Source organism: Dactylosporangium sp. NPDC051541, assembly GCF_044454505.1.
Lineage (GTDB): Bacteria > Actinomycetota > Actinomycetes > Mycobacteriales > Micromonosporaceae > Dactylosporangium.
The window spans coordinates 379,338-403,043 of record NZ_JBITDU010000005.1; the positions used below are offsets into that span (position 1 = coordinate 379,338).

21 protein-coding genes and 1 tRNA gene are annotated in these 23,706 nt (G+C 70.7%); 6 read left to right on the forward strand and 16 right to left on the reverse strand.

All coding sequences use genetic code 11. The features are described from left to right. Positions 1-163 precede the first annotated feature (163 nt). Positions 164-1,189: a LacI family DNA-binding transcriptional regulator gene (locus ACIA8L_RS25515; protein ID WP_395908739.1), complete on the reverse strand. Its 1,026-nt coding sequence runs from the start codon at positions 1,187-1,189 to the stop codon at positions 164-166. 182 nt (positions 1,190-1,371) lie between these two features. Here ACIA8L_RS25515 and ACIA8L_RS25520 point away from each other — a divergent pair, with 182 nt between their 5' ends. From ACIA8L_RS25520 to ACIA8L_RS25535, 4 genes are read left to right on the forward strand one after another with little or no spacing between them, the layout of a single operon-like run. Further along, positions 1,372-3,285 carry an MFS transporter gene (locus ACIA8L_RS25520; protein ID WP_395908741.1) on the forward strand — a complete coding sequence of 638 codons (1,914 nt, stop codon included), beginning with the start codon at positions 1,372-1,374 and terminating at the stop codon, positions 3,283-3,285. 9 nt (positions 3,286-3,294) lie between these two features. After that, positions 3,295-3,795, forward strand: a complete 501-nt coding sequence (locus ACIA8L_RS25525; RefSeq protein ID WP_395908743.1) for a hypothetical protein — start codon at positions 3,295-3,297, stop codon at positions 3,793-3,795. Beyond that, positions 3,770-4,519, forward strand: coding sequence for a hypothetical protein (locus ACIA8L_RS25530; RefSeq protein WP_395908745.1), 750 nt, complete (start codon positions 3,770-3,772; stop codon positions 4,517-4,519). Before ACIA8L_RS25525 ends, ACIA8L_RS25530 begins: the two co-directional genes overlap by 26 nt. 2 nt (positions 4,520-4,521) lie before the next feature. Then, complete coding sequence (locus ACIA8L_RS25535) at positions 4,522-5,157, forward strand: acVLRF1 family peptidyl-tRNA hydrolase (RefSeq protein WP_395908747.1); 636 nt, start codon at positions 4,522-4,524, stop codon at positions 5,155-5,157. Positions 5,158-5,202: 45 nt separating this feature from the next. Here the strand turns inward: ACIA8L_RS25535 and ACIA8L_RS25540 are convergent, their stop codons facing one another. Beyond that, entirely contained in the window at positions 5,203-7,860 is a 2,658-nt protein-coding gene (locus tag ACIA8L_RS25540; protein ID WP_395908749.1) for a discoidin domain-containing protein, read from the reverse strand. Between the two features lie 215 nt (positions 7,861-8,075). Beyond that, the gene (locus tag ACIA8L_RS25545) at positions 8,076-9,974 is read right to left on the reverse strand and encodes a diguanylate cyclase domain-containing protein (protein WP_395908751.1); all 1,899 of its coding nucleotides are present in this window, start codon (positions 9,972-9,974) and stop codon (positions 8,076-8,078) included. A 187-nt stretch (positions 9,975-10,161) separates the two neighbouring features. On the opposite strand from ACIA8L_RS25545, the gene ACIA8L_RS25550 reads away from it, so the two are divergent. Then, a complete protein-coding gene (locus ACIA8L_RS25550; protein ID WP_395908753.1) occupies positions 10,162-11,526 on the forward strand; it encodes a diguanylate cyclase domain-containing protein in 1,365 nt (454 codons plus the stop codon). 331 nt (positions 11,527-11,857) lie between these two features. On the opposite strand, the gene ACIA8L_RS25555 is transcribed toward ACIA8L_RS25550, so the two are convergent. From ACIA8L_RS25555 to ACIA8L_RS25570, 4 genes are all read right to left on the reverse strand, one after another. Then, positions 11,858-12,313: a hypothetical protein gene (locus tag ACIA8L_RS25555; protein WP_395908755.1), complete on the reverse strand. Its 456-nt coding sequence runs from the start codon at positions 12,311-12,313 to the stop codon at positions 11,858-11,860. After that, entirely contained in the window at positions 12,304-13,095 is a 792-nt protein-coding gene (locus ACIA8L_RS25560; RefSeq protein ID WP_395908757.1) for a hypothetical protein, read from the reverse strand. Before ACIA8L_RS25560 ends, ACIA8L_RS25555 begins: the two co-directional genes overlap by 10 nt. Further along, entirely contained in the window at positions 13,092-13,382 is a 291-nt protein-coding gene (locus tag ACIA8L_RS25565) for a hypothetical protein (protein ID WP_395908759.1), read from the reverse strand. The genes ACIA8L_RS25560 and ACIA8L_RS25565 overlap by 4 nt, the downstream gene beginning before the upstream one ends. A gap of 64 nt (positions 13,383-13,446) precedes the next feature. Beyond that, positions 13,447-13,842, reverse strand: a complete 396-nt coding sequence (locus ACIA8L_RS25570) for a VOC family protein (RefSeq protein ID WP_395908761.1) — start codon at positions 13,840-13,842, stop codon at positions 13,447-13,449. A 108-nt stretch (positions 13,843-13,950) separates the two neighbouring features. Here ACIA8L_RS25570 and ACIA8L_RS25575 point away from each other — a divergent pair. Next, positions 13,951-14,024: transfer RNA gene (locus ACIA8L_RS25575), tRNA-Pro, on the forward strand. A gap of 107 nt (positions 14,025-14,131) precedes the next feature. Here ACIA8L_RS25575 and ACIA8L_RS25580 read toward each other — a convergent pair. The 9 genes from ACIA8L_RS25580 to ACIA8L_RS25620 form a co-directional block, all read right to left on the reverse strand. Continuing rightward, complete coding sequence (locus ACIA8L_RS25580) at positions 14,132-15,658, reverse strand: LacI family DNA-binding transcriptional regulator (protein ID WP_395908762.1); 1,527 nt, start codon at positions 15,656-15,658, stop codon at positions 14,132-14,134. 440 nt (positions 15,659-16,098) lie between these two features. Then, positions 16,099-17,805 carry a replication initiator gene (locus ACIA8L_RS25585; RefSeq protein ID WP_395908764.1) on the reverse strand — a complete coding sequence of 569 codons (1,707 nt, stop codon included), beginning with the start codon at positions 17,803-17,805 and terminating at the stop codon, positions 16,099-16,101. 9 nt (positions 17,806-17,814) lie between these two features. After that, positions 17,815-19,416: a DNA cytosine methyltransferase gene (locus ACIA8L_RS25590; RefSeq protein ID WP_395908766.1), complete on the reverse strand. Its 1,602-nt coding sequence runs from the start codon at positions 19,414-19,416 to the stop codon at positions 17,815-17,817. Then, positions 19,410-19,760 (reverse strand): hypothetical protein, encoded by a 351-nt coding sequence (locus ACIA8L_RS25595; RefSeq protein ID WP_395908768.1) that lies wholly within the window; start codon positions 19,758-19,760, stop codon positions 19,410-19,412. Before ACIA8L_RS25595 ends, ACIA8L_RS25590 begins: the two co-directional genes overlap by 7 nt. 101 nt (positions 19,761-19,861) lie before the next feature. Then, positions 19,862-20,929, reverse strand: a complete 1,068-nt coding sequence (locus ACIA8L_RS25600) for a DUF2637 domain-containing protein (protein WP_395908770.1) — start codon at positions 20,927-20,929, stop codon at positions 19,862-19,864. Further along, positions 20,926-21,204, reverse strand: a complete 279-nt coding sequence (locus tag ACIA8L_RS25605; RefSeq protein WP_395908772.1) for a hypothetical protein — start codon at positions 21,202-21,204, stop codon at positions 20,926-20,928. Before ACIA8L_RS25605 ends, ACIA8L_RS25600 begins: the two co-directional genes overlap by 4 nt. A gap of 14 nt (positions 21,205-21,218) precedes the next feature. Beyond that, on the reverse strand, positions 21,219-21,608 hold the full coding sequence (locus ACIA8L_RS25610) for a hypothetical protein (RefSeq protein WP_395908774.1): 390 nt from the start codon (positions 21,606-21,608) through the stop codon (positions 21,219-21,221). Further along, on the reverse strand, positions 21,605-22,282 hold the full coding sequence (locus ACIA8L_RS25615; RefSeq protein ID WP_395908776.1) for a hypothetical protein: 678 nt from the start codon (positions 22,280-22,282) through the stop codon (positions 21,605-21,607). Before ACIA8L_RS25615 ends, ACIA8L_RS25610 begins: the two co-directional genes overlap by 4 nt. Further along, entirely contained in the window at positions 22,279-23,658 is a 1,380-nt protein-coding gene (locus tag ACIA8L_RS25620) for a hypothetical protein (protein ID WP_395908778.1), read from the reverse strand. The genes ACIA8L_RS25615 and ACIA8L_RS25620 overlap by 4 nt, the downstream gene beginning before the upstream one ends. Between the last annotated feature and the right edge of the window lie 48 nt (positions 23,659-23,706).

Below are 23,706 nucleotides of genomic sequence, written 5' to 3' on the forward strand. Positions count from 1 at the left end.
ATTCCGGAGCCGCTTCGCTCCCGCCCCGGGCAGGGGGCTCCCGCCCCCTGCACCCCCTGCGATGCTCTCAGCGCCCGGCAAGGATCACGGCCGCAGCCGCCCCGGCACCCACCACTGCCCCATCCTCCGCACCGACAACACAACCCCACACGCTGAGCCCTGATCACCGGCCGATCGAGCCCGCGCGGAGCCGTTGTGTGGTGTGGCGGACGATCAGTTCGAGCGGCAGGCGTTCCTCGATCGGGTCGTGGCCGGTCCGCAGGGAGCGCATCAGGAGTTCGGTGGCGCGGCGGCCGCTGTGTTCGAGGGGCTGGCGGATCGTCGTGAGACCAACGTACGGGGCGATTTCGAGGTCGTCGAAGCCGATCACCGAGACGTCCTGCGGCACCCGGAGTCCGGCTGCGGCGACCGCCTCCAGCACGCCCAGCGCCTGGGTGTCGGAGGCCGCGAATATCGCTGTCGGCGGCTCGGGCCGCGCCAGCAGTTCGCGGGTCAGGCGGTGGGCGGTGTCGCGGCCGTGTGGGCCCTGCCGGAGGTACTCGGCCCGGACCGCCACGCCGGCCCGGTGCAGGGCGCGTTCGTAGCCCTGGTGGCGGCGATCGGACGAGCGGAATCCGTAGCCGGCCGGCCATTCGTCGCCGATGAACGCGATGCGGGTGTGGCCGAGGCTCAGCAGGTGGTCGGTGGCGAGTTCGCCGCCGTGCACGTCGTCGACGGTGATGCGGGTCAGGTCGGGGTGTTCGGCGTCGAGCAGGACGGCCGCGATGCCGGCGCGGTGGAGGGCCGCGACGTCGTCGTCGCTCGGCCAGAGATTGACGATGATCACGCCGGCGGTGCGTTCCAGCATTCGCAGCTGGTTCAGCTGGCGGTCGCGCTGCTCCACGGTGGCGACGTTGAACGCGACCACCTGGATCGGATCGTCGCCCATCACCTCGAGCACGCCCCGCAGCCGCTGCACGGCCGAGGGGTGGGTGAAGAACGGCACGATCACGCCGAGCGTCTCCCGGCGGCCGCGGGCCAGCGACCGTGCGTTGTCGGCGGGCCGGTAGCCGAGCTCCTCGATCGCCGCCAGCACCCGGGTCCGGGTCTGCGGCCGGACCTGACCGCCGTTCAGCACGCGCGACACGGTCGCGATTCCCACGCCCGCCCGCTGCGCCACATCCGAGATCGTCGGCAGTGCTGATGGCATGGTGCGAACGTAGTACTTCGCACGGAACAGTGGCGGAAGCGTTTCCGGAAGCGCTATCGGCAAAATGCCCGGTAATTGGCACTATTGACAGCCTTTCCAGCGTGAGTACCGTCAGCCACACGCCCGCTTCCGCCGCCGTGCGAGGCCGGAAAGCGGTGCCCCACGCTGCAGTGGAGGCTGCCATGACAGCGATCGCGGAACGCCCGGCGGAAGCCCAGCACGCGCGCAAGCCATTGATGACCAGCAAAGCGATCCTGTTGATGAACGCCGGGTTCTTCGGCATTCAATACAGCTTCGGGATGCAGCAGACGGCGGTGAACCCGGTCTTCACCTTCATCGGCGCGAGCCCGGACGAGTTGCCGATCCTGAACCTGGCCGGTCCGATCACCGGGCTGCTGATCCAGCCGTTGATCGGGGCGCTGAGCGATCGCACCTGGAGCCCGCGATGGGGCCGACGGCGGCCGTTCTTCCTCCTCGGTGCCATCGGCTGCGCGGTGTGCCTGTTCCTCTTCCCGATGGCCGCCGCCCTGTGGATGGCGGTGCTGCTGCTGTGGCTGCTGGACGCCAGCAACAACACCGCGATGGAGCCCTACCGGGCGTTCCTGGCCGACAAGCTGCCCGACTCGCAGCTGGCCAAGGGTTTCCTGACGCAGTCCTTCTTCACCGGTTTCGGCATCACCCTGGCGAACCTGTCGCTGTGGGTGTTCCAGAAGCTCTTGTCGGGGTCCACCGACGCCGGCATCCCATACTGGGTGTTCATCTCGTTCTGGCTCGGCGCGGTCTGCTCGATCGGCTCCATCCTGGTGACGACGTTGAGCACCAAGGAGAATCCGCCGACGCCGGCCGAGCTCGAGCAGCTGCGGCAGAAGCGGGAGCACGGCAACGCGATCGGCGACATCGTCGCGGCCGTGCGGGCGATGCCGGCCTCGCTGCACAAGCTGGGGCTGGTGTACATGTTCCAGTGGTACGCCATCGTGATCTACTGGCAGTTCGCCTCGCTCAGCCTGGTCCGCAGCATCTTCGGGGCCACCGAGGACGACAAGGCGCTCTACGCCCAGGCGGTCGGGGTCAACGGCCTCGCCAACGGGCTGTACAACATCGTCACCTTCTCCACCGCGTTCCTGCTGGTCGGACTGGCCCGCAAGTACGGCGCGAAGTGGGTGCACACCCTCGCCCTGGGGCTCGCCGCGGCGGCCATGTTCGTCTTCCCCCACATCGGCAGCCAGTGGCTGCTGATCCTGCCCATGATCGGGCTGGGTATCGCCTGGGCCTCCATGATGGGGGTGCCCTACATCATGGTGGTCTCGATGGTGCCCAAGGAGCGCTACGGCGTCTACATGGGCATCGTCAACATGATGATCGTGGTCCCGATGATCATCCAGACGGTGACGTTCGGCTGGATCTTCAAGCACCTCCTGGGCGACGAGCCGCGCAACGCCCTGATGTTCTCGGGCGCGCTCTTCCTGCTCGCGGCCGTGGCCATGACCTGGATCCGGCCTCCGAAGCGGCAGTCCCCGGTGGTGCCGCTGACCTTCCGCCAGATCATGGGCTATGGCCGGGTGCTGGTCGGCTCGGACGGCTCACCGTCGGCGCTGCGCGCGGTGGACCGGGCCGCCGAGGTCGCGGCCGCGTCCGAGGCCGAGCTGATCATCGCGACCGTCTACAACCCCATGACCGCCCGCCAGGAAGCCAGCCTGGCGCTGACGGCGCCGGGTGACACCCGGGCCGGTCAGGTCCGCGGTGAGGAGCACGGGCGGCAGGTGCTCGCCGAAACCAGGGAGCGCGTCAACACGGCCCGGGTCCGGCTGGCCGAGGGGCTGGTCCTCCCGGGTGACCCGGCCCATGCCATCGTCGACGCCGCCGACCTGCACCGGGCCGACCTGATCGTGGTCGGCAACCGCGGTATGGGAGCGGTCGCCGGGACCCTGCTCGGCTCGGTGACCGGCGACATCGTCAAGGCCGCCTCCTGCGACGTGCTCATCGTCCAGACGCTGCCCGGCCCGGGCGGCGACGGCGATCCGGCGGCGGAGCCCGTGGAGGAGCACGCAGAGGAGGCGGCGGAAGGTTCGGCCGGGGCCGAACGGTCACGCCGTTAGCGTCGCGGCATGGAGTATCCGGATGTCACCGACGCCGATGTCACCACGCTGATCGACACCGCCGTCCAGGAGGTGCTGGGCCTGGCGGCGGGGTGGCTGGGGTGGGACGGGCGGCCGGTCCGCTTCGACGGGAACGCGTGGACGCCGCACAAGGCGCTTCGGCGGGTCGCCGATCACCTCGTCGACCACCTCGCCGAGATCGAGTGCCGGTTGGCCGGGATCGCGCCGCTGCCCGACCACTGGCACGGGCGGGCGGTCACGACGCACGCCGACTTCGCGCGGTTCACCGAGACCGACCTGGACGAGGCGACCAGCCGGCTGACCAGGCTGGCGATCGCCTACCGGGCCACCCTCGCCCGGACGGCGGCCGAGGTGCTGGACGAGCGGCCCGATCCCGGGACGTGGACGCTGCGGGAGGTCGTCCACCATGTCGCTGAGGTCACGTACTACGCCCGGGCGATGTCCGTGCCGCATCATGAGTCCCGTGGGTTACCTGGATCCGCAGACTGAAGGGCCACCGCGGCCGAGCGCCGAGCGGCTGGAGCACCCCGACGCGGGCGTGCTCTACCTGCGCTCCTACCTGCTCATGCGGGCCGTCATCGGGTTCATCGGGCTGGCCCTGCCGGTCCTGCTGGTGGGCGGGGACGCGCTGCTGGAAGGCGGCCCGGTCAGGGGGTCGCTCAGCGAGTACTTCTACACCGGGCTGCGGGACGTGTTCGTCGGGGCCATGTGTGTCACCGGGCTGTTCCTGGTCACCTACAAGGCGTTCGAGCACAACCTGGACAACCTGCTCAGCAACGTCGCCGGGGTCGCCGCGCTCGGGGTCGCGCTGTTCTGCACCGACCGGCCCGAAGGGTCGGCGCTGCCGCTCACCCCGCTGCAGGAGCGGCTGGGTGAGACGCCGGTGGCGATCGTGCACTACACCTGCGCGGCGGTCTTCATCGCGGGCCTCGGGGTCATCAGCTTCTACTTCGGGGTCCGGGAAGGCAACCGGACACAGCTGCGGGGGCGGCGCTCACCCGCGTTCTGGCGGCGGTTCCACTTCGCGTGCGCGGCGGTCATCGGGGTGGCGGTCGTGTTCATCGTCGTCACCGAGCTCACCGGCTGGCTGGCGGACTACTCGCTGCTCATCGGCGAGACCCTGGCCGTCGCCGGTTTCGGGGCGTCCTGGCTGATGAAGGGCCTGGAGCTGCGGGTGCTGCTGGTCCGCGCGGAGCCTGTGGCAGATTTGTAGGCATGGTGACGGCCAAACCAGCCGCCGGCGGTGGCCGCTGGGTGGAGATCTCGCCGGAGCGGCTGCGCGGCTGGCTCGACGGCTTCTACGGGCGCCATCAGGGCGCCGATGAGTCCGGGCTGGTGCTCACCGGGCTCAACAACGGTGACACGGCGACCCTGCACCCGCCGCCGGGCCTCGGCGCGGTCGCGGACATCGACGCGCTGCTGACCGGCATCGCCACCCCGCCCCGGATCGGGCTCCTCCTCGCGCGCAAGGGCGCGATGGCAGCGGGAATCGCCGACGGTACCGCCATAACGTCCTCCAAGGTCGAACGCTTCCACGTGCACGGCCGCACCGCCGCCGGTGGCTGGTCGCAGCAGCGCTACGCCCGCCGCCGCGACAACCAGGCCGATCAGGTCGCCGCCAAGGCCGCCGACATCGCCGAACGGGTCCTGCTGCCCGAGGCTTCCACCCTGGCCGCGCTCGTCTGCGGCGGCGACCGCGGGACGGTCGAGGCGATCCTGGAGGACCGCCGGCTCGCGCCGCTGGCCGCCCTGCGCCACGAGCGGCTGCTCGAGGTGGCCGAGCCCCGGCTGGTCGTCCTCGAGGAGGCCGCGGTCGCCGCCCGCAAGGTGCGCATCCACCTGGTGCCATAGCGAAGCGGACCGCCCCGGAGGACGGCCCGCTCCACATCGACGGTCTTACGGGAAGTTGATCACGTTGTGCGGGACGACCGCGCTCGGCAGCGCGGCATCACCGGTGTCGTTGATGACGTGGGTGATGGAGCCCTTGCCCAGCGAGACGGTCAGGATGTTGTGGAACTTGACGTTGGCGTTGACCGGCGTCTCGTACGAGTGGTAGGCGGCGATGGATTCGTCGCTGGTGAAGACGCAGTAGCTGCCCATGCCCCACGCCTCGTGCGAGGTGACATTGTTGGCGACCTTGTAGGCGGCGTAGCCGGTGATCCCGTCGTGGGACCAGGCGGCGGCCGACGGCGGGTCGTAGGGCAGTTCGTTCTGGAAGAAGATGGTCTTGCCGCCGTTGCCGTTCCAGATCACGTTGTACTTCTCGAAGTGCTCGACGAACAGGCCGTACGCGGTCACGTTCTGGCCGTTGACGATGAGCCCGGTGTCGGAGGGGTTGGACGTCCAGCCCGCTCCCGCGCCGTGGTCGGCCCGCCAGGCCCAGATGTGGTCGATGATCGTGTTGTTGTTGTTCACGACCAGGGCGTTGGTGACCTTCGCCGCGCCCGCGCCACCGACGCGCAGGAACACGTCGGAGATCAGGTTCGGGGCACCCGCGTGGCTCGCCGACGCGCCGGTCGGGCCGACCTGCAGCAGCGCCGGGGAGTTCGTCGGGCCCGCGTCGAACAGCAGCGACGCGATCTTGACCCCGTCGACGTCACCGACCTGCATCGGCAGCGCGCCGTTGTCGGCCACGATCGTCGCGTAGCCCAGACCCAGGACCACGGTCCCGGCCCGGTTGATGTTCACCGTCGAGCCCAGGTGGTACACACCGGGCGTGAACAGCAGGTTGAGGCCCTGCGCGACGGCCTGGTTCAGCGTCGCCGCGCTCACGCCCGGCTTGGCCACGTAGAACTGGCTGAGCGGGAGCGACGTGCCCGGGGTCTGGCCGTTGATCCAGGTCGCACCGCTGCTGTTGGTGCGCAGCGACGGGACGAAGACGCGGTAGCCCGACGCGTCGGCGTAGAGGTACGGCTTCTCCTGGGTCACCGGGGAGGTGGGCAGGGTGGTGTACGGCGGGTTCGGGAAGCTCTGCGCCGGGGCGCCCTGCACGCCGGAGAACACCATGTTCCACACGGAGCCGTTCCAGCTGCCGATGGTGGAGTCCCGGGTGAACCACTGCTGCTGCGAGCAGGGGTTGATGTTGCCGCTGACCCGCGAGTCGGAGATGTACCCGCCCGACGCCCAGCCGCAGTTCGGGCTGGCGAGGGTCATGCCGCCGTGCACGTCCATGCGGCGGAACGGCGCGGCCTGGGCGACGGCCCAGCGGTCGACCCCGGAGACCGGGTAGACCGACAGGTTCTCGGCCGAGCGCCAGAAGTTCTGGGTCGCGTTGCCCTGGAACCAGCCCGCGTCGACGGTGACGTCGCCGTGGATCTGCACGTCCTGCGGGTTCTGGCCGAGGCCGTTGATCGACGTGTAGAAGCCGATCTGCGCGTTCAGGCCGCTGTAGGAGCCCGGCTTGAACAGCAGCTGGTACCGCTCGGTGCCGAACTGGTTGGTCTCCTGCTGGGTGAAGACCTGGTCCAGCTTGGCCTGGATCGTGGCCGAGGACTGGCTCGGGTCGAAGACGATGACGTTCGAGCCGAGGTCACCGCCGCCCGGCAGCTGCGGGCCGGTGCTGGTGCTGGGGGTCGGGCTGGTGCTCGGCGACGGCGAGGTGCTGGTCGGGCCGCTGCCACCGGTGTTCACGATGAACTCCCAGGCCGAGTAGCCGTAGCCGGTACCGCGGGCGGTGCCGTACAGCCGGATGTAACGCCCGGATCCACTGAGGCCGCTGAGGACCTGGTTGCCGCCGGTGCCACCGGTGACCGACTTGATGGTCGTCCACGCGGCGTTGTCGGTCGACGTCTGGATCTGGAAGTCCTTGCCGTAGGCGGCCTCCCAGTTGATGGTCACCTGGCAGATCGACTGGACCGAGCCGAGGTCGACGCTCAGCCACTGCGGGTCGCTCGCGGCGCTGGACCAGCGGGTCCCGCCGTTGCCGTCGACGGCCGCGGAGGCCGGGGTGCCGGCGTTCTCGGTGCTGGAGGCGGTCGCCGTCTTGCCCTGGGCCGCGTTGGTGGCGGTGTTGCAGGGGCCGCCGGTCGGGTTGGTGCCGGTGAACGAGCCGAAGACCTGGAACTCCCACAGCGAGTAGCCGTAGCCGGTGCCCCGGGCCGTGCCGTACATCCGCACGTACCGCCCGCTGCCGGTCACGCTCAGCGTCTGGGTGCCGCCGGTGCCGGTCGTGGTCGAGTAGACGTTCGTCCACGTGTTGCCGTCGGGCGAGGTCTGGATCTGGAAGGACTTGCCGTAGGCACCCTCCCAGAACAGCTTCACCTGCGAGATCGTGGCGTTGGCGCCGAGGTCGACCCGGATCCACTGGGGGTCGGTGAACGGGCTGGACCAGCGGGTGCCGGTGGTGTTGCCGTCGAACGCGGCGGACGCGGGGGTGCCGGCGTTCTCGTCGGCGGACGACAGGGCCGGCTTGCCCTGCGAGATCAGCGTGTCGGCGGCCGAGGCGGACAGGGTCGTCGTGATCGCGTACGTCGCCAGGACCACGAACGCGGCGATGGCGGCGATGATCAGATTTCGGCGGCGGTGGTTCGCCGTTGGCGGTGCGGCGGTGTGCATCTCTGCTCCTGATTCAGGGCATGGCGGCAGCCCGGGACCGTCTCCGCGGGGGTGCGGCGACGGGCCTTGTGTTCCGGCAGCCGGGGTGTCAGGCTCACGAGACCGGGAACGGGCGGCCCGGGAACCGGGGTGGGGTTGGGAGAGCGCTCTCCAACCACGAGCGTCATCCCCAGCAGCCCTGGTGTCAAGAGGTCGGCGGTTCCGGAACTGAAAATCTAGAGAGCGCTCTCTAGGACCGAGGCCTCGGATCGGACCCGGTAGTCGATGCCCGCATCCCGCGCGAACTGGGCCGCGGCTTCCCCGAAGGCCCGGGTCCGGTCGTCGTCCGCCGGGAGCGGGTCGACGATCACGGCGGTGAACGGCAGCGCGGTCAGCAGGTCCAGCCGGACCGTGCCCGTGCCCGTGTGGTCCAGGGCCAGCCCGACCCCGGCCGCCCGCAGCTCGTCCATGGCCCGGCGCACCGCCCCGTCGTCGGCCAGCTGCGCCGCCGGGATCGCCAGCGTGAGCCCGTCGGGTGTCCGGCCGGCCGCCGCGAGCAGGTCCGCCAGCTCCGCCGGAAACCCGGGCGACACCAGCGCGGCCCGCCCCACTTCGAGCGTGCACGGCGGCCGGCTCGCCGCGATCGCCCGCCGGAGATCGGCCCGACGGGACTCCGGTGTCATGAGCAAACCACTGAGATCCGGGGTGTACTGCGCGTGCGTGCCCTTGCCCCGCCGCTTCGCCGCGTACATGGCGATGTCGGCGTGGCGGAGCAGCGCCTGCGCGTCGTCGCCGGCGCCCCGGGCCGCGACCCCCACGCTGGCGGTCACGGTGAGCACGTGACCGTGCGTGTGCACCGGCGCGCTCAGCTCGGCCAGGATCCGCTCCGCCACCACGTCGCCGGGCTGCGGGTCGGTGGTGAGGACGGCGAACTCGTCGCCGCCGAGCCGGGCCACCAGATCCGTCTCGCGGACTGCGGCCCGCAGCCGGCGGCCGACCTCGACCAGCAGGCCGTCGCCGACCGGGTGGCCGAGCGTGTCGTTGACCGCCTTGAAGTCGTCCAGGTCGATCAGGATCGCCCCGGCCGCACCCCCGAGCCGTTCGTTGAACAGGGTCCGGTTGGGCAGGCCGGTGAGCGCGTCGTGGGTGGCCTGCTCGTGCAGCAGCCGCTGGGTGTCGCGCAGCGAGCGGACCAGCTCGTCGTTGTCGCGGAAGGCGAGCAGCTGCCGGGCGACGACGATGCCGGTGGCGGCGACCGCGCCCACGACGACGGGCAGCGTGCCGGCCCCGCCGACGTTGACCGCCACGAGGAGCAGGCTCACCGCAGCGACGGCGAGGTATGGCAGGACCGAATAGGGGCGACGGCGCTCAGTCAGTACCCCCGAAACAAAACCGGCCCGGCGGAACTGCAGGAGGCCCGCGATCGCGACCATCAGGGCCTCGCACATGGTGACCAGATCGGACAGGCCGGCGAAGCGGGGGTCGGACAGGACGGGGACGAGCGCGGAGCCGACCGAGCCGATCAGGACCACGAGCGCGAGCGCCCACAGGGCCCGGGAGTCGACGGCGGCGGTACCCGCCAGCAGGAGTTTCACCACCGCCAGCACGGCGAGCAGGCACAGCACGCTCAGCACGACCAGGCCGAGGACCTTCGGCAGCGGCGCGCCGGCCATGCCGCGCAGCACGAACTGCCACAGGAACGTCGCCGAGCACACGAGCACGGTGGCCGCGTCGAGCCCCAGCCGCAGCCAGCCGGAGCGGCCGCGGACCCGGGCCGGCAGCCGCAGCAGCGCCCACAGCACCAGCAGCAGGGCCACGGCGAGCAGGCCGACGGCGGCGTAGAGCAGCGGGCCGCTCTTGCGCCCACCCAGGCTGGCCTCGGTGAACGGCCCCGTCGCCGGCGCGATGAGCAGCGCCGACACGGCCAGCAGGCGCCAGAACCGGCGACCGGCCGGTGCGAGCCCGGGCGCGTTGGCCGCGGCCAGCAGGTAGACGCCGCCGACCGCGATCCCGGCCGCCCCCGGCAGCCACCCCAGGAACAGCGCCCCCTCGAAGCCGGCCAGCCGGAACAGGGCCCAGCCGGCGGCGATCGCGAACAGGGGTGCGTACACGGCGATGAGCCGACTGATCCTCACCGCCCGCATCACCGCCTTCACCACCGGCCGTGCGGAAATCCGGCCGCTATACCTTCGGCCGATCCAGGGCCGAGATGAGCGGTATCGCCCATTGATCGCGGGCAGTGCGGACAGGGTAGCGTCCCGTGCTGGGCACTGGCCAGTACACCTTGCTCACCTTCGCGCCTCCGCGGCCGATCGGGCTGACATGAGCGGACGGTTCGGCGTGCCCGGGGCACTGGACGGGCGGATCCGCTGGCTGTTCCTGGTGTTCGGGGTGTTCTGCCTGATGCTGGTGCTACCGCGGGTGCTCACCGCGGGCTCGGCCGGGCCGGCCCGGTTGGCGGCGGCCGGTGCCGCGGTGCTGCTCGGATCGTGGTGGCTGTATCGGTACCCCCGAGGCAGTTTCCCGCTCTGGTCCTTTGTCTTTGAGGCGGTCGCGCTCGGCGTCATCGGGCTCGGGGTGCGCGAATGGACCGGCACGCTCGGGCTGACGTGCGTGCTCGTGGCGTATCGCGGGCTGTACGGAGCGTGGCCGCAGGTCCTGGTGTACACCGTCGCCGTGCTGGCCGCCGTCACGACCGTGGTCGCGCTGACCGAGCCGGACGCGCTGTTGCACATGCTGCGACAGGCTCCGGGGGTACCGGTACTGGCGCTCTTCACCGCGGTGATCGCCGAAACCACGCGGCGTCAGGAGCGCGCGGTCGCCCGGGAGCGGGTCTTCGCCCGGCTCGGCGCGTCGCTCGGCATCACCACCGACGCCAACGTCGTGAGCCGGCACGCGGTCGAGGCTGCGGTCGACCTGATGACCGGGGCCCCGGGCGCGTGGGCCGCCATGATCACCCCGGGCGGGGAGGTCACCGCCGCGACCGGCCCGGCCCCGGCCGGTGTCGTCGCGCTGCGCCCGCAGGGCTTCGAACTCCGGGTGTCGAACGTCCTCTACGGCACGCTGGTCGCCGGCCCGCTCGCCGACGAGGCCCGCCCCGCGATCGCGGCGCTGGCCGCGCAGTCCGCGCTGGGCCTGGCGTGCGCCGAACGGGCGGCCGCCTTGCAGTACCAGGCGTTCCACGACACCCTGACCGGCCTGGCCAACCGCCAGCTGCTGCGCGAACACCTCGACCGGGCCATGGCCCGCGCCCGCCGCGGCAGCCCGCTGGCCGTCCTGCTGATCGACCTGGACGGCTTCAAGAAGATCAACGACACCTACGGCCACGCCGTCGGCGACCAGCTCCTGGCCGCCGTCGCCCAACGCCTCCGCGACACCCTCCGCGGCGCCGACGTACCGGCCCGCCTCGGCAGCGACGAGTTCGCGGTGATCCTCGACGGCATGGGCTCGACCGGCGACGCGGTCCTGGTCGCCGCCCGCCTGCAGACCGCGATCGCCGGCCCGCTCAACGTCGCCGGCGTGCCGCTGTCCCCGTCGGCCGGCATCGGCATCGCGGCCTGGCGCAACCACGCCGAGATCGACCAGCTGCTGCACGACGCCGACGCCGCCCTGCAGACCGCGAAACAGGCCGGCCGGGGCCGGTTGGCGGTCTTCGGCTCCCCACTCATAGCAACGGCCGAGGTCTGACGCGGCGTTGTGCCCTTCGCGCCCGACGCCGTCTACCCGCCGGCGCTCGACGGCGCTCGACGTTGCCGCCCCGCACCCGGACTTCGCCCGCCGGACGCCGCCGCCACCCGCCCGACGCCGCCTGCCCGACGCCACTCGCCCGCCCGACGCCGCCCGCCCGACGCGGCTCGCCCGCCCGACGCGGCTCGCCCGCCTGACGCCGCTCGCTCGACGCCGCCGATGCTCGACGGCGCTCGGCGTTGCAGCCCCGCGCCCGACGCCGCCCGCTCGACGGCGCTCGGCGTTGCAGCCCTGCACCCAGCACCGCCCAACACCGCCCAACGCCACCCGCTCAGCGCTGTCCGGCGTTGTGGCCCTGCGCTGACGCCGTTCGTGGTTGGGCCCGTCGTCGTGCGGCGAGGTCTCCCGGCGATTGCCATATCGTTCGTTTGAGCGCCGCGACTTTCTCGCGCTGGTCTCGGATCAGGTTATTGGCCGCCTCCTCGATGACTGCTTCCGTTACGGGTCCGATGATGGTGACGTTCCAGGCGCGCATACCTCGGACCTGGATGCGAATACCGCTCGACTGTCCACATGCGACCATCCGAGCTCGTCGTCTGACGTAGGCCTCGGCCCGCCACCCTTGCGGCGGCGGCTCATGCGTCAGGCCGGCCTGCCGCAGGAACGCTTTCGTCCGGCGGGCCCACAGCGTCCGGGCCAGCCCCTCGAGGTCGCGTTGGCTCACCGCCCCGCGGAGGGTGACTTTGACGGTGTCGTCCACGAGCGTGGCGTCGACGTTCACTGCCATCCGAACAACTCCGGCTCATTCTGGATGGTGCGTGTCGTCGCGCGCAGCGCCGCCGCCGTCGCGTCCCACCGCTCGTGAATGTGCTGCCGCAGCTGGGTGATGGCCTCCCGGATGCGGTCGGCCACCTCCACCGGGTCGTCGGCGCTGAACGTGGTCTGGGGCGCTTCGGCGGGCCCGGTCGCCGCCGCGACCTGAGCCAGCCCGGCGATGCCACCCGCCGCGAGCGCCAGTCCACCGGTCATCGGCACCGCGGCCACAGCGGCAACCGAGGCGACGACGGTGAAGGTGATCGTCCATTCTGTGCGGGTACAGTCGCCGGAAGCTCGCATCGCTTTGAGCCCTTGCTCCCCGATCTGATCCGCGTCCCGGCGCGCGAGTTCCCAGATCTCGCGCTGCGCTTCGAGCGCTTTGCGCAGCACGACGCCGATGGTGTACTGGTTGCGAATGAAGGCTGGCCACGGCTCGAGAAAGCCGCCCCGGAACCGCTCGGCCGCTTCCCCGGTCCAGTTCCGCAACACGTTGGTGAGGTCGCGCAGCCCCGGATTGGCCCGCTGCTCCCCACCGCCGGTCGACAGTCCACTGAGGACGCCCGCGAGCCGTTCGATCCGCGGGTCGTACTTGGCCGGATCGGGCAGCCCGAGCAGCGGCCGAAACGCAGCCGGAAGGTCAGCGAACTCCCGCTCCACGACGGCCCGATCCCCAGCCGGCCGCCCACCCATGGCGACAGCAACCGCCGCCACCCGCATGTCCTCGGCGTGCCGCATGAGCATCTCGTAGGTCACAACTGACTCCGGCTGGCATCGCCCCGCAGTCGCGCGAACTCCACCCCGGCGACCCGATCGGCGTCGGCATACCGAGCCACCGCAACGCAGACCGCAACACCGGCCTCGAGCACCTGCCGCCCGGCCGAGTCAAGCACCCCCGCCAACTCCCGCCGCAACGTCACCCAGTCAGCATCGTCATGCGCAACACCTTCAAGCTCTCGAACAGCAACGTCGTATACGTGCGCAAGCGCCGGCAGCTGCACCCGCCCCGCCCGCCAAAGCTCCAACAACTCCACACCAAGCACAGGCCGGACACTAGGCCCGCTCCCGCCACCTTGGCCACGAGGATTTGCCCCTTTTGCGGACTTGTTAAGCGGGTCCGAGCAGGTCCCACCGATTCCCGGCAATATCCCGGAAGACCACGATCTTGCCGTAAGCTTCTACGCGCGGTGACTCTTCGATCACCACAGAGTGCGCAACCAGCCTCCGATAAGCGGAGTCGAAGTCCTCAACCCGCAAAAAGAACCCAACCCGCCCAGCCGCCTGCTCCCCCACCCCCGCCCGCTGCCGCTCCCCATCAGCCTGCGCGAGCAGAATCCCGGTCCGCGCCCCAGGAGCCCGCACCACCACCCACCGCTTGGCCCGCCCCCCAACACTGGTCGTCGAGGGCGAATCCTCGACGAGCTCAAACCCAAGCACCCCGACAAAGAACTCAACCGCCGGGTCATACTCGTCAACCACGATGGTGACCAGCTCAAGATGCATCCCAGGAGCGTAACGACCCTCACCGCGCGGGAGGGGGATACTGCGTGGCCGGGGGGCGGGGGCATAGGCTAGGCTGTAGCGGCTGCCACGCGGGAACGCGCGGTGCACCGGGACATAGCGCAGCTTGGTAGCGCACTTGACTGGGGGTCAAGGGGTCGTGGGTTCGAATCCCGCTGTCCCGACCGGAGAAATCGCAGGTCAGAGCCGGTCTTCTGCAAACAGGAGATCGGCTTCTGTCGTTCTCTGACACTCCCGGGGAGAATTCTGGGAGACGATCTTGTCGTGGTGATCACGCCGGGCTCTCCTCACCGAGCAAGCGGTCCAGCACCGCGACCGGTGACCTCGGATGCATCGCTCGGCGAGCCGCCAAAGCGTTCTGCCAGAGTACGGTCAGGCCCTCCAGCAGCCGCGCCACCATGTCCGCCGTGACATGGTCGTAGGCGTCCGACACCGTCTTCTTCGCGTGCCCCATGTGTAGGTCCATCAGCGGGCGCGGCGTGTCGAGTCCCAGCATCAGCGTCTTGTAGGTGTGGCGCAGCCCATGCGGTGTCAGGTCCCGCGCGACTGGTACCCAGCAGGCGTCAGCCCGGTTAGCGGCGTTACGCCCCCGGATCGGCACACCCGGCCACGGTTCGGCCAGCACCGGCACCGGCCGTGCTGGAGACGGAGCCTTGGCCGGATACCAGCCCGAGACGGCCGGCCCGAACAGCCACGTGGCGAACCCGTTGCGGCGCCAGTGCGGCGCGGTCGGCCCGTCCGGCAGGCTGCCCACCAGGTAGCCCAGCTCCGCCACCGCCGCGTCCACCCGCTGCAGGGTGGCGTCCGCGACCTGGTCGCGCCGATGCAGCGCATTCCACACCGTGCCCGCCGACACCCCGGCCCGGCGTCCCACGTCCGTCAGCCGTGGCCCTACCTGCCGGGCTCCCTGTCGCGGCGGCCGGTGCCCGCGGTACACGTAGGTCCGGCCGTGGCAGGAACAGGGCTTCGGGCCGGCCCGGTCGATCTGCTCGCGCAGCAGCGCGGTCAGCCACGAAGGCACGGCGATGGTGCGGTACGAGTCGTCCTTGGGCGGGCAACGCAGCAACACCCCGTCGTCCAGCTCGTGCAACTGCCACTCCACCCGGATCGCGCCCGGCCGCACGAACTCCGCCTCCAGGCCGACCGTCTCGCCGAAGCGCATCCCGGAGAACCCCATGCCGACCGTCGCCACGAACTCGTCGTCCCGCCCGGACAGCAATGCCATCCGCTCCGCGATGAGCACGACCCCGAGCGCATTCGTGATCGTCTTCTCCGGTGCCCGTGCCTGCGACCGCCCGGCGACCCGGCCTCGGCCCCGTGGTCGCGAAGCCGGGTTGAACGGCAGCAGACCCTCGCGGACCGCATCGGCGAGGATGACGTGGAACACCCTGCGCCACCCCTGCACGGTCAGGGTCGCGTAGTCGGCACGCCCCGCCCGCTCCCACTCGACGATGGCCGCCCGCCCATCACGTTCGAGCTCGGCCATCGTCAGGTGCCCGAACTCCGGCAAGATGTGGGCCTCGATATGCCGCCGGTACGTCTGCATCGTCGACGCAGCCAGATCCTGCTCGGCATACCACCGGTTCACATAGTCGATGAACAGCATGGATGCGTTCACCGCAGGCCGGCGCCGTCCCTCCCGGACCTTCACCTCTTCCGCATCGGCCGCCTGCTCAGCGGCACGACGCGTCCGGAACCGCACCGTCGCGCCGTCCTCGTCCTGGACCGTGCCGTACTTGCCCGATGACAGCTTGTACCGCGCACGCCAGTAGTCCCCGCGCTTCTCAGCGAAACCCACGTCCCTGCTCCTCTCCTGCCCGAGTCACGCCGCAGCCCGGCCGCCGCCAGCCCCGCCCCGGGGCCGCCGAGGCGCCCGCGCCTGCAGTAGCCGCGCCGGGCTCGACGACGGCGCAGGCGTCCGGCGAACCGGGCCCACCGGAGCAACGACCGGACGGCCCTTGCTCGCGGCGACCTCGTGCAGTCGGACGATCGCGGCGATGTGCTCGGCGGTGAACTTGTAGCTGCCGCCGATAAATGTGTGCGGGGCGCGGCCCTCCCGGGCCTCTTTCTTGAGCCACCAGGCCGAGCAGCGCAGCTGCAGCGCTGCTTCGGCCGCCGTGTACAGCAGAGGGGCTGACGCGGTTGTGTCGCGTCCGGGTGCCCCCGCCGGTTGTTGCATGTCGTGCACTTCCTTCCGCTGGGTCTGGTGTCAAGGCGGGCTTGACGGGGAATCGATGTTCATGCGGCCAGGGCCGCGAGGTCTGCGAGGGCGGCTTCGTGGTGTTCCCGGGCGAGTGCGGCGGAGGTGTTGGCGAGCATGGCGTCGGCGGTGGTGTGCCATCCGGCGCCGACGAACTGCAGGAAGTTGACGACCAGAACCGTCGGAGTGTCGTCGGGCCGGTCGGTGGCCGGGCCGGAGGTTTCGGTGCGGCGGAAGACGATCCGGCGTTCGCGTTGGATGGCGAAGGTGAAGGAGTAGCGGCGGGATTTGGTCAGGAAGTGCCCGCCGAATCCGAGCATGTGGGCCCAGCGGCGCAGCCGGGCGAAGACGGCGGCGGGGTCCTGCCTGGTGTTGCGGATCAGGCGGCAACTCAGATGGCCGCAGCCGGTGTCGCACACTGGGCCGCTGACGGGCTGAGCGGGCAGCGGCGGGGTGAACGCCCGGGCACAGGTGCGATGCTCGCACGGGCCGGGGCACCGAGGGCCCTGGACCGGAGCAGGCCAGCGGGAGATGCCGAGGCGCCAGCAGGCGTCGAGGAGCCGAGCGACGTGGTCGCCGTCCGGGTCGGCGTACAGGTCGATGCTGGTCGCGGTGAGGCGTCCGGCGCTGAACCCGGCGTCCTCGGTGGCTTTGGTGGCGTACTTGGCCAGGTAGTTGGAGACCTGTTCGTCGGTGACCTGGCCGTCCGCGCCGACGGTGACGATTTTGGTTTTGAGTTGCTCGCCCCAGCGGATCGGCCAGCCGCTGTGCCGGGCGGGGTGCGGCGGGGTCCGCACGCCGGTCACGTAGGCGGCGTGCGCGACCGCGTCGACCAGATCCCGGGCGGTGAACTCCGGTGGCGACGGGACGATCGCGGCCGGATCGTCGGGGTCCACGCCGTCGAGGCGGATGATGGCGTGGAAGTGGACCACGGCGCGGCGTTGCATCTCGGCGGCTTTGCCGAACGACAGCCGGAACGGGTCCACTTCCCGGAACGTCCCGTCCGCGGTCTGGACCATCGGGAAGTCGATGCCACGGTCGCGGGCGCGGCGGCGCAGGAACTTACGGATCGTGGTTGTCGTGCGGGCCCACAGTTGCCCGGCGAAGGCGTTCCAGACGGCTTGGCCGTCGTATTCGTAGCAGTCCAGGCACAGCGGGGTCCCGAGGATCGCGTCGGTGACTTCGTGGCGGGCGAAGCAGACCAGGCGCCGCCCGTGCGGGCACAGCACGAGTTCGCGGCGGGCGTGGCAGGGGTCGGGGCGGCAGTCGCAGCGGTGCCGGCCGCCGCAGGTGTGCCGTTTGACGTGGCGGGTGTGGACCTCGCCGAAGCTTGGGGCGGTGAACGTCGGGAACACCGCCGGATGCGCGGACACGTCCTCGGGGACGCCGCGCCCGCCGACCAGGCCGGCCCGGATGATCTGGTAGGCGTCGCGCTTGTACCGGGCTGAGCAGGCGGGGCACACGATAGCGCGGCGGTTGCCGCACGCCTTGTAGATGACCCCGTCGGGCAGGTCCCGGGTGAACTCCCGGGACAGCAGGCGGCCGGTCTCGGCCTCGATGCGTTCCATCGTCCCGGCCAGGCGGATCGGGCGGGCGCAGGCGGCGGCCGGGCGGACGTGGGACAGCCAGTCTTCGAAGTCGGGGCGGGCGGCGCGGCCGATGGCCTGCAGCCGCACGTCATGCGACCGGGCCAGCAGGCTCAGGGTTTCCTGAGTCTGCTGGCTGGTGAGCAGGTCGGCTGTCATCGGTTCTGGTCAGGCCGGAAGGTCGATCGGGTCGCCGGTGATGGCCTCGACAAGCGCGGCGATGAGGTCGCGGGCCGCTGGCGGGGTGACGGCGTTGCCGAGCATCCGCACGTTGGCCCGGTTGGAGCCGCCGAGCAGGATGTGTCCGGGGGTGAACGCCATCCCGGCGCGGATCTCGTCCACGCCGAGCATCCGGAACGTGCAGTCCTCGGCCACGACGGCGCCGCCGAGGACCGCGTCGCCCTGCACCGCGGTCTGCACGGGCAGGGGCACGGCGAGTTCGCGCACGTCGCCGGAGTCGTAGCAGTAGAGCAGCTCCGGGGTGAGCAGACCGTGATGATTGCCGCTGGCCGTGACCGCATCAAGCGGGTCGGTCCCGGCGGGTTTGCTGGCGTTCTGCCCGCGCAGCGGCACCACGAGCGCGTTCTCCGCCCGGGCCGTCTGCGCCCGCAGCGGGGCGTCGGCCGGGCGGGCCTGCTTGCCGTCACGGCCTTCCACCGGCACCACCAGCGGAACCGTGGTCACGCCTTCGATCTCACGGGTGGTCCTGGCCCGCATCGGTGTGTCGACGGTGGTGACGGTCTCGTTGCGTCCGCCGCCACACGGGACCAGCAGCGGCGGGCAGGCCAGGCCCTTCGTCGCTGTGGTGGTCTGCACGGTCAGCGGGGCGGTGGCCGGCCAGGTCCGCACGCCGGGCCGCCGTTCGAAGGTGTTCCCGGCCGCCTCGACCGTGATCGGGCGGGCGTAACGGCGCAAGCCCGCTTCGATGCGGGCCATCGTCTTCGGGCTCAGCGGTGTGGCCCGGTCGCCGATGCGCTGCCCGGTAACCCGCCAGTCGATCGCGGCGGCGGCGGGCAGCGCGTACGGTTGCACCGCCCGGCCCCGGCACGTGGCGTTGGGGCAGCGGTAGACGTACTGGGCGCCGTAGCGCATGATGCGCCGCGGTCCCGGCTTCGCCGTGTAGACACCGGCCACGTCACCGCAGCGGGCACACCATGCCCGGGGCCGGGTCCACTTGCCGAAGTCCGGGGTCCGGTACGTGTCCCGCCAGAAGACGAAGAACACCCGGTCACGCAGCTGCGGCGCACCCGGGCCGAGGATCGTGGCGAAAGCGCTGTTGAGAATGACGATCCGGTGCCGGTAGCCGAGATTGGTCATCCGGCGCAGCCACTCGCTGAGGTGCTCCCACTTGAGCACGTCGGTGACGTTCTCGACGACCACCGCCCGGTAGCGGTGGACCTCGGTGAACCGGGGCACGTCCTGCATCAGCATCCGGGACCGCTGCGCCGCTTCGTCCGGCAGCGGCTCGGGATCGTCGCCGAACAGGTCCAGTTGGACCGGTCGGCCGTCGTAGTCGCACCGCTTACCTTTCGCGACCGACCAGTTCGTGCACTCCGGCGAGAACCAGCCGAGGTCGGTGCGCGGGTGACGGCGGGGATCGATCCGGGTGATGTCCTCCCGGTCGTGGTCGGCATGCGGGAAGTTCGCGTTGTGGGTGTCCACGGCCAGCTGCCAGTGGTTGGCGGCCATCACCACCCGCACACCCGGGACCTGTTCCATGCCGGTTGAGGAGCCGCCGGCCCCGCAGAAGTAGTCCGCGACGGTCAGCATCCCGCTGCCGATCGCCCGGCGGGAAAGAGCGTCGCGCAGATGGCGTCCATGGTGTCCCGGACCGCGCGGTCGGCGCGCAGGTCCAGGAACGGGCGGCTCCAGTCGATCCCGGATTCGGCGAGACTCGCCGCCACGGTCCGGGCCAGGTCGACACGGTCCGCCTGTACCAGCGGCTGACCGCTGGGCACGTGCGTGACCGACCAGTCGCCGTGATAGAAGACCTGCATGGTCGGGCCGGTGCAGTCCAGGGAGACGCCAGGCACAACCGCGAGGTGCGGCCCGAACGGCTCGCCGAGGACCGCCGGGACCAGCTCGGTGGATAGCGTGATCGTGATGTGCGACATGAGCAGATGCCTCCGAAGGCAGCGAAATTTGTCAGAACAGGACCGGGCCGTGCCCGAAGCGGGGTTCGCTTCGGGCACGACGCGTCAGAGTCGGGACGTCATCACCGGGATGCCGGAACCTGGTGGCCGTTGACGGCCGGAGACTCCGGTGCGGCGGCATCGTCGAGCGCGGCGAGGGCCTGAGCGGCGAGATCGGATTTGATCCGCAGCCGGACCGCGAGCTGACCGGCGGTGATCGGGATGCCGTGCTGCGTCCGGTACTGCTCCGCGAGCTCCCGGACCTGGGCCAGCAGCTGCGGGTCCACGATCGGCAGTGACAGTTGGGCAGCGCCAGGCCTGGTGACAATGTCGGTGGCGGGCGGTGCCAACTGCCATGCCGTCGCGGCCTGCGCGGCAGGCTCGGGACGGTCGACACGGGCAGGCCGGGCGGGCTCGGCGGCCGGAGCCGTCGGGGCGGCGGGGGCCTTGGTGATCCGGGCCTTCAGGTCCGCCGGGGTCGGCGGCACCGGCACAGCCGGGGCCAGGCCATCAGTGACGACCGGGTCGGAGGGTGTGTCGTCCGGAATGGACAGTCGCAAAGAAGGAGCCGGGGTGACGGCGGGTTGTGCTGCCACCACCGTGGCCGGAATCGCAGGAATCGGAGTAGCAGGAGTCGGGTTCGGGATCGGGTTCGCGTCGATGACGGGTGCCATCGACGGTGCGGGTACCGGGTCGGTGTGCTGCGTTGCGGCACGTTCGCCGGTTCCCACGTGGGCAGGTTCGCGACGGCCGGTCGCCAGCAGGGCGGCGGTGGCCATCACCATGAGTCCGTCGACCGCGACGGGGCCGAGGTACACCACGACGTGTTCTTCGCCGTAGTGCTCCAGGAGCCCGGACAGGTGCCGATAGGACACCAGTGCCGCGACACCGGCGACGGGCAGGAGCCCGACCCAGCGCACGACGTGCCAGATCCAGCCGTGTGGCCACGCCACCCGGGTGAGGATCTCCACGGCGACGAACAGGAACACCGGCCAGCAGACAGCGCCGATCACGGCTCCGAACTCCGGAGACCAGCCGGCACCAGCACCGGACGGTGCGATGTAGGAGTGCGCGACGTTCGCGGCGATGGAGACCGTCCCGCCGAGCGTCGCTCCGGTGTAGGCCCAGTTACGGCCGCGTTGCGGGTTCATCGGCAGGCGCCTTCCGTACCCGGGCGCGGTTTGACACCGCACAGCGGGCAACGGCGCGAAGCACCGCCCTGGCGCTTCAGCGCCCGTTCGTCATTGCGGGTCCCGGTCCAGGTACGGGCCAGTTCCCAGCGAATCCCAGCGGCGTGAACAGCCGCGAGGAGACGGGCACCACGACCGGTGGCGTGCTCGGCGAGCCGAGCCGCCAGGTCCTTCGTCCAGCCCGTGTAATGCCGGGCGTGGCCGAACGGCCGGTCGAAATGCAGCAGATAGATCACACCGACGACACCCATCAGGCGCCACCGGGCCAGAGCAGGCACGTGACAGCGGCGTCGAACATCCGGGCAAGCACAGCGCTCGCCTGACATACGTCATCGACGCCATGCGGGCACCGCAGAAGTTGCGTCGCGTCCCAGTACAGGTTCGCCAGACCCAGCTGCAGCTCGGACCACGCCTGAACGCACGCAGCGCCAGCCGGGATCATCCGCTGCACGAGCCCGAGCCGATCCAGCACCGGGGCGAGACGGTCCTCCAGATCCGAGGCCAGGTCGTCCAGCACCTCGGACGCGCCCGGACGGCCGGTGACCCGGTCAGCCAGGACGTAGAGGTCCAGCAGGTACTCGCCCAGCCGATGGACGATCACCACGGCCGGTGCCGGGTTATCGAGGTTGTCAGCAGTCATCGCGTCGTGTCCTCTCCGAGAAGGTCGAACAGGTCTGGTCCGCGGTCAGGACAGGACGCGAGAGCGGCCGGCTGCCTGACCGTGGTGCGGTTCGGGTGAACCGACTTCGGTTTCAGCAGGTAGGCCTTGAGGGCATCGGTCAGCCGAGCGAACTCGTCCGGGTTCTGGCCGTGTCGACGGCGCAGCAGCGGACGAGCCGTTGCGATGCTCGGGCAGTCGAACTCCCCCACCTGGTAGCGGTATCCACAGCCCGGGCACAGCTCTGTGGCCGGAGTACCGGGGAAGTGGTCGATCCATACGTCGACCAGAGCCGCTACCGTCAGGGCAAGGCCCGGCTCGATGAGACGCCGGTCCAGTTCGAGACGATCATCCTTGGCGCCGAAGCGCATCTGCGCGGCTTGACGGGTGACCCCGAGCCGCTTCCCGATGTCGTCCCACGAGTAGGGCGGATTCGCCTTACGCAAACCGTTGACCGCCTGACGCAGCACACCGTCCACTTCGGACGACAGCATGCTCAGACCGGCCAGGGCCTCGATGTCGCCAGCGGCGACCCGCCGGGCGTAAGCGCGCAGGATGCGCCGGGCGAACGCGTCGAACGCGTCGTTCTCGACGACCCGCTTCGCACGCTTGGCACGGCGCGGCGTCAAACCCGGCTTGACGGTGTTCTTGCTCATGCCGTCGCCCCCTGACCGGGTACGACGTCGGCGACCCGCAGGTGCGCGGACTCGCTGCGCTTGTCCACCGTGCCGGACACCGTCACGTGACGGCCCAACGTCAGCACGCCGCACAGGCGCTCATACGCCACAGGCCAGACCTGCAGCGGCACAAGCCCGTCGCTGGTGTGCAGCGTCGCCGTCAGCCACGGCCGACCCTGATGCGACATGCGCTCGTCGAGGTAGGCGAGTTCACCGTCGACGGTGATCTGCTCCGTGTCGCTGTACTGCGGCAAGGTGTCGATCAGCAGGGCCACAGAAGGACCGCCGTGGTTGACACACGCGAAGTCCGCCGTGCAGTAGCACCACACATCGCACGCGTCGCAGTCGTCGGACGTGCCGGGCGCGTGCCCGTCGTGGAACACTGCAGCCGCCCGCGTGCGGTACTCGGCGACGAGCCGCTCACGGATGTCCGGGTCGGTGATCTCGACCTCGTCCTCCACGCCGCAGACGCTGCACACGTGCACGACCGACACGAACGGCTCCGCCTCGCCCAGGCACCCGACCTGAAGGTCGTCGGGGTAGCCCTGCGACGCGCCGGCGGCCATGAACCGGTCACAGCACATCGGGAACATCCCCGACCGTGCAGCCGCAGCCGCGTCGTCGAGCATGGCGAGCACCTCAGCCGCGCTGCGGCCCTTGACGTCGTTATAGTCGTAGACGTTGAGGCCGAACCGCCGCCCGAGGTACACGTCGAGGAACCCGACCGCAGCCTCGAACGAGCCAAAACCCGGATCGTCGAACATCAGCGCCGGAGCGTCGACCGGTCCGCCGTAGCAGACGATGCCGACCGCACCGACCAGACACGCCGCAGGCGTAAACCGCCGACAGGTGCCGTCGTAGTACCCGCCCTGCATCCAGCCGTGCCGCCGCAGGTACAGCTGCGCGTCCTGCAGGGTCTGCACCACCGGGGCCGCGGCCTGCTTGTCGAACACCGGCGGCGGTGTGACGCACGGGTTGCACGTCGGGGACGGCAACAGCTCGTCGTACCAGACGCCGCAGTCCCTGCACGTGTCGTACAGGCACGGCTGGTCCGGCCCGTGGCGCAGCGCGCACGACGTGCACACCTGCGCGGCGGGGGCGACGAAATTCGGCTCCCGGTGGGTGCACGACCAGCACAGGACCGCTTTGCCCATCCGGTAGACGGTCGGGCCGTTGCAGTCAGGGCAGGCGGGGTTCGAGTCCGGAACCGCATAGCCGTCCTGGTCGATCCAACCGGTGTAGCCGGACTCGCGCAGGGCGAAGAAGCGGATGTCGGCGGGCGTCTCCGGCTTGCCGTCGAGACGGCGGGTCGGGTGGGTTGCCCGGGGTTCGGGCGTGTTTTGGGTAGGCTGCATGGCAGCCACCTCCCTTCCTGTTCGGGATGGCTGTGTGGTGGTTGGGAA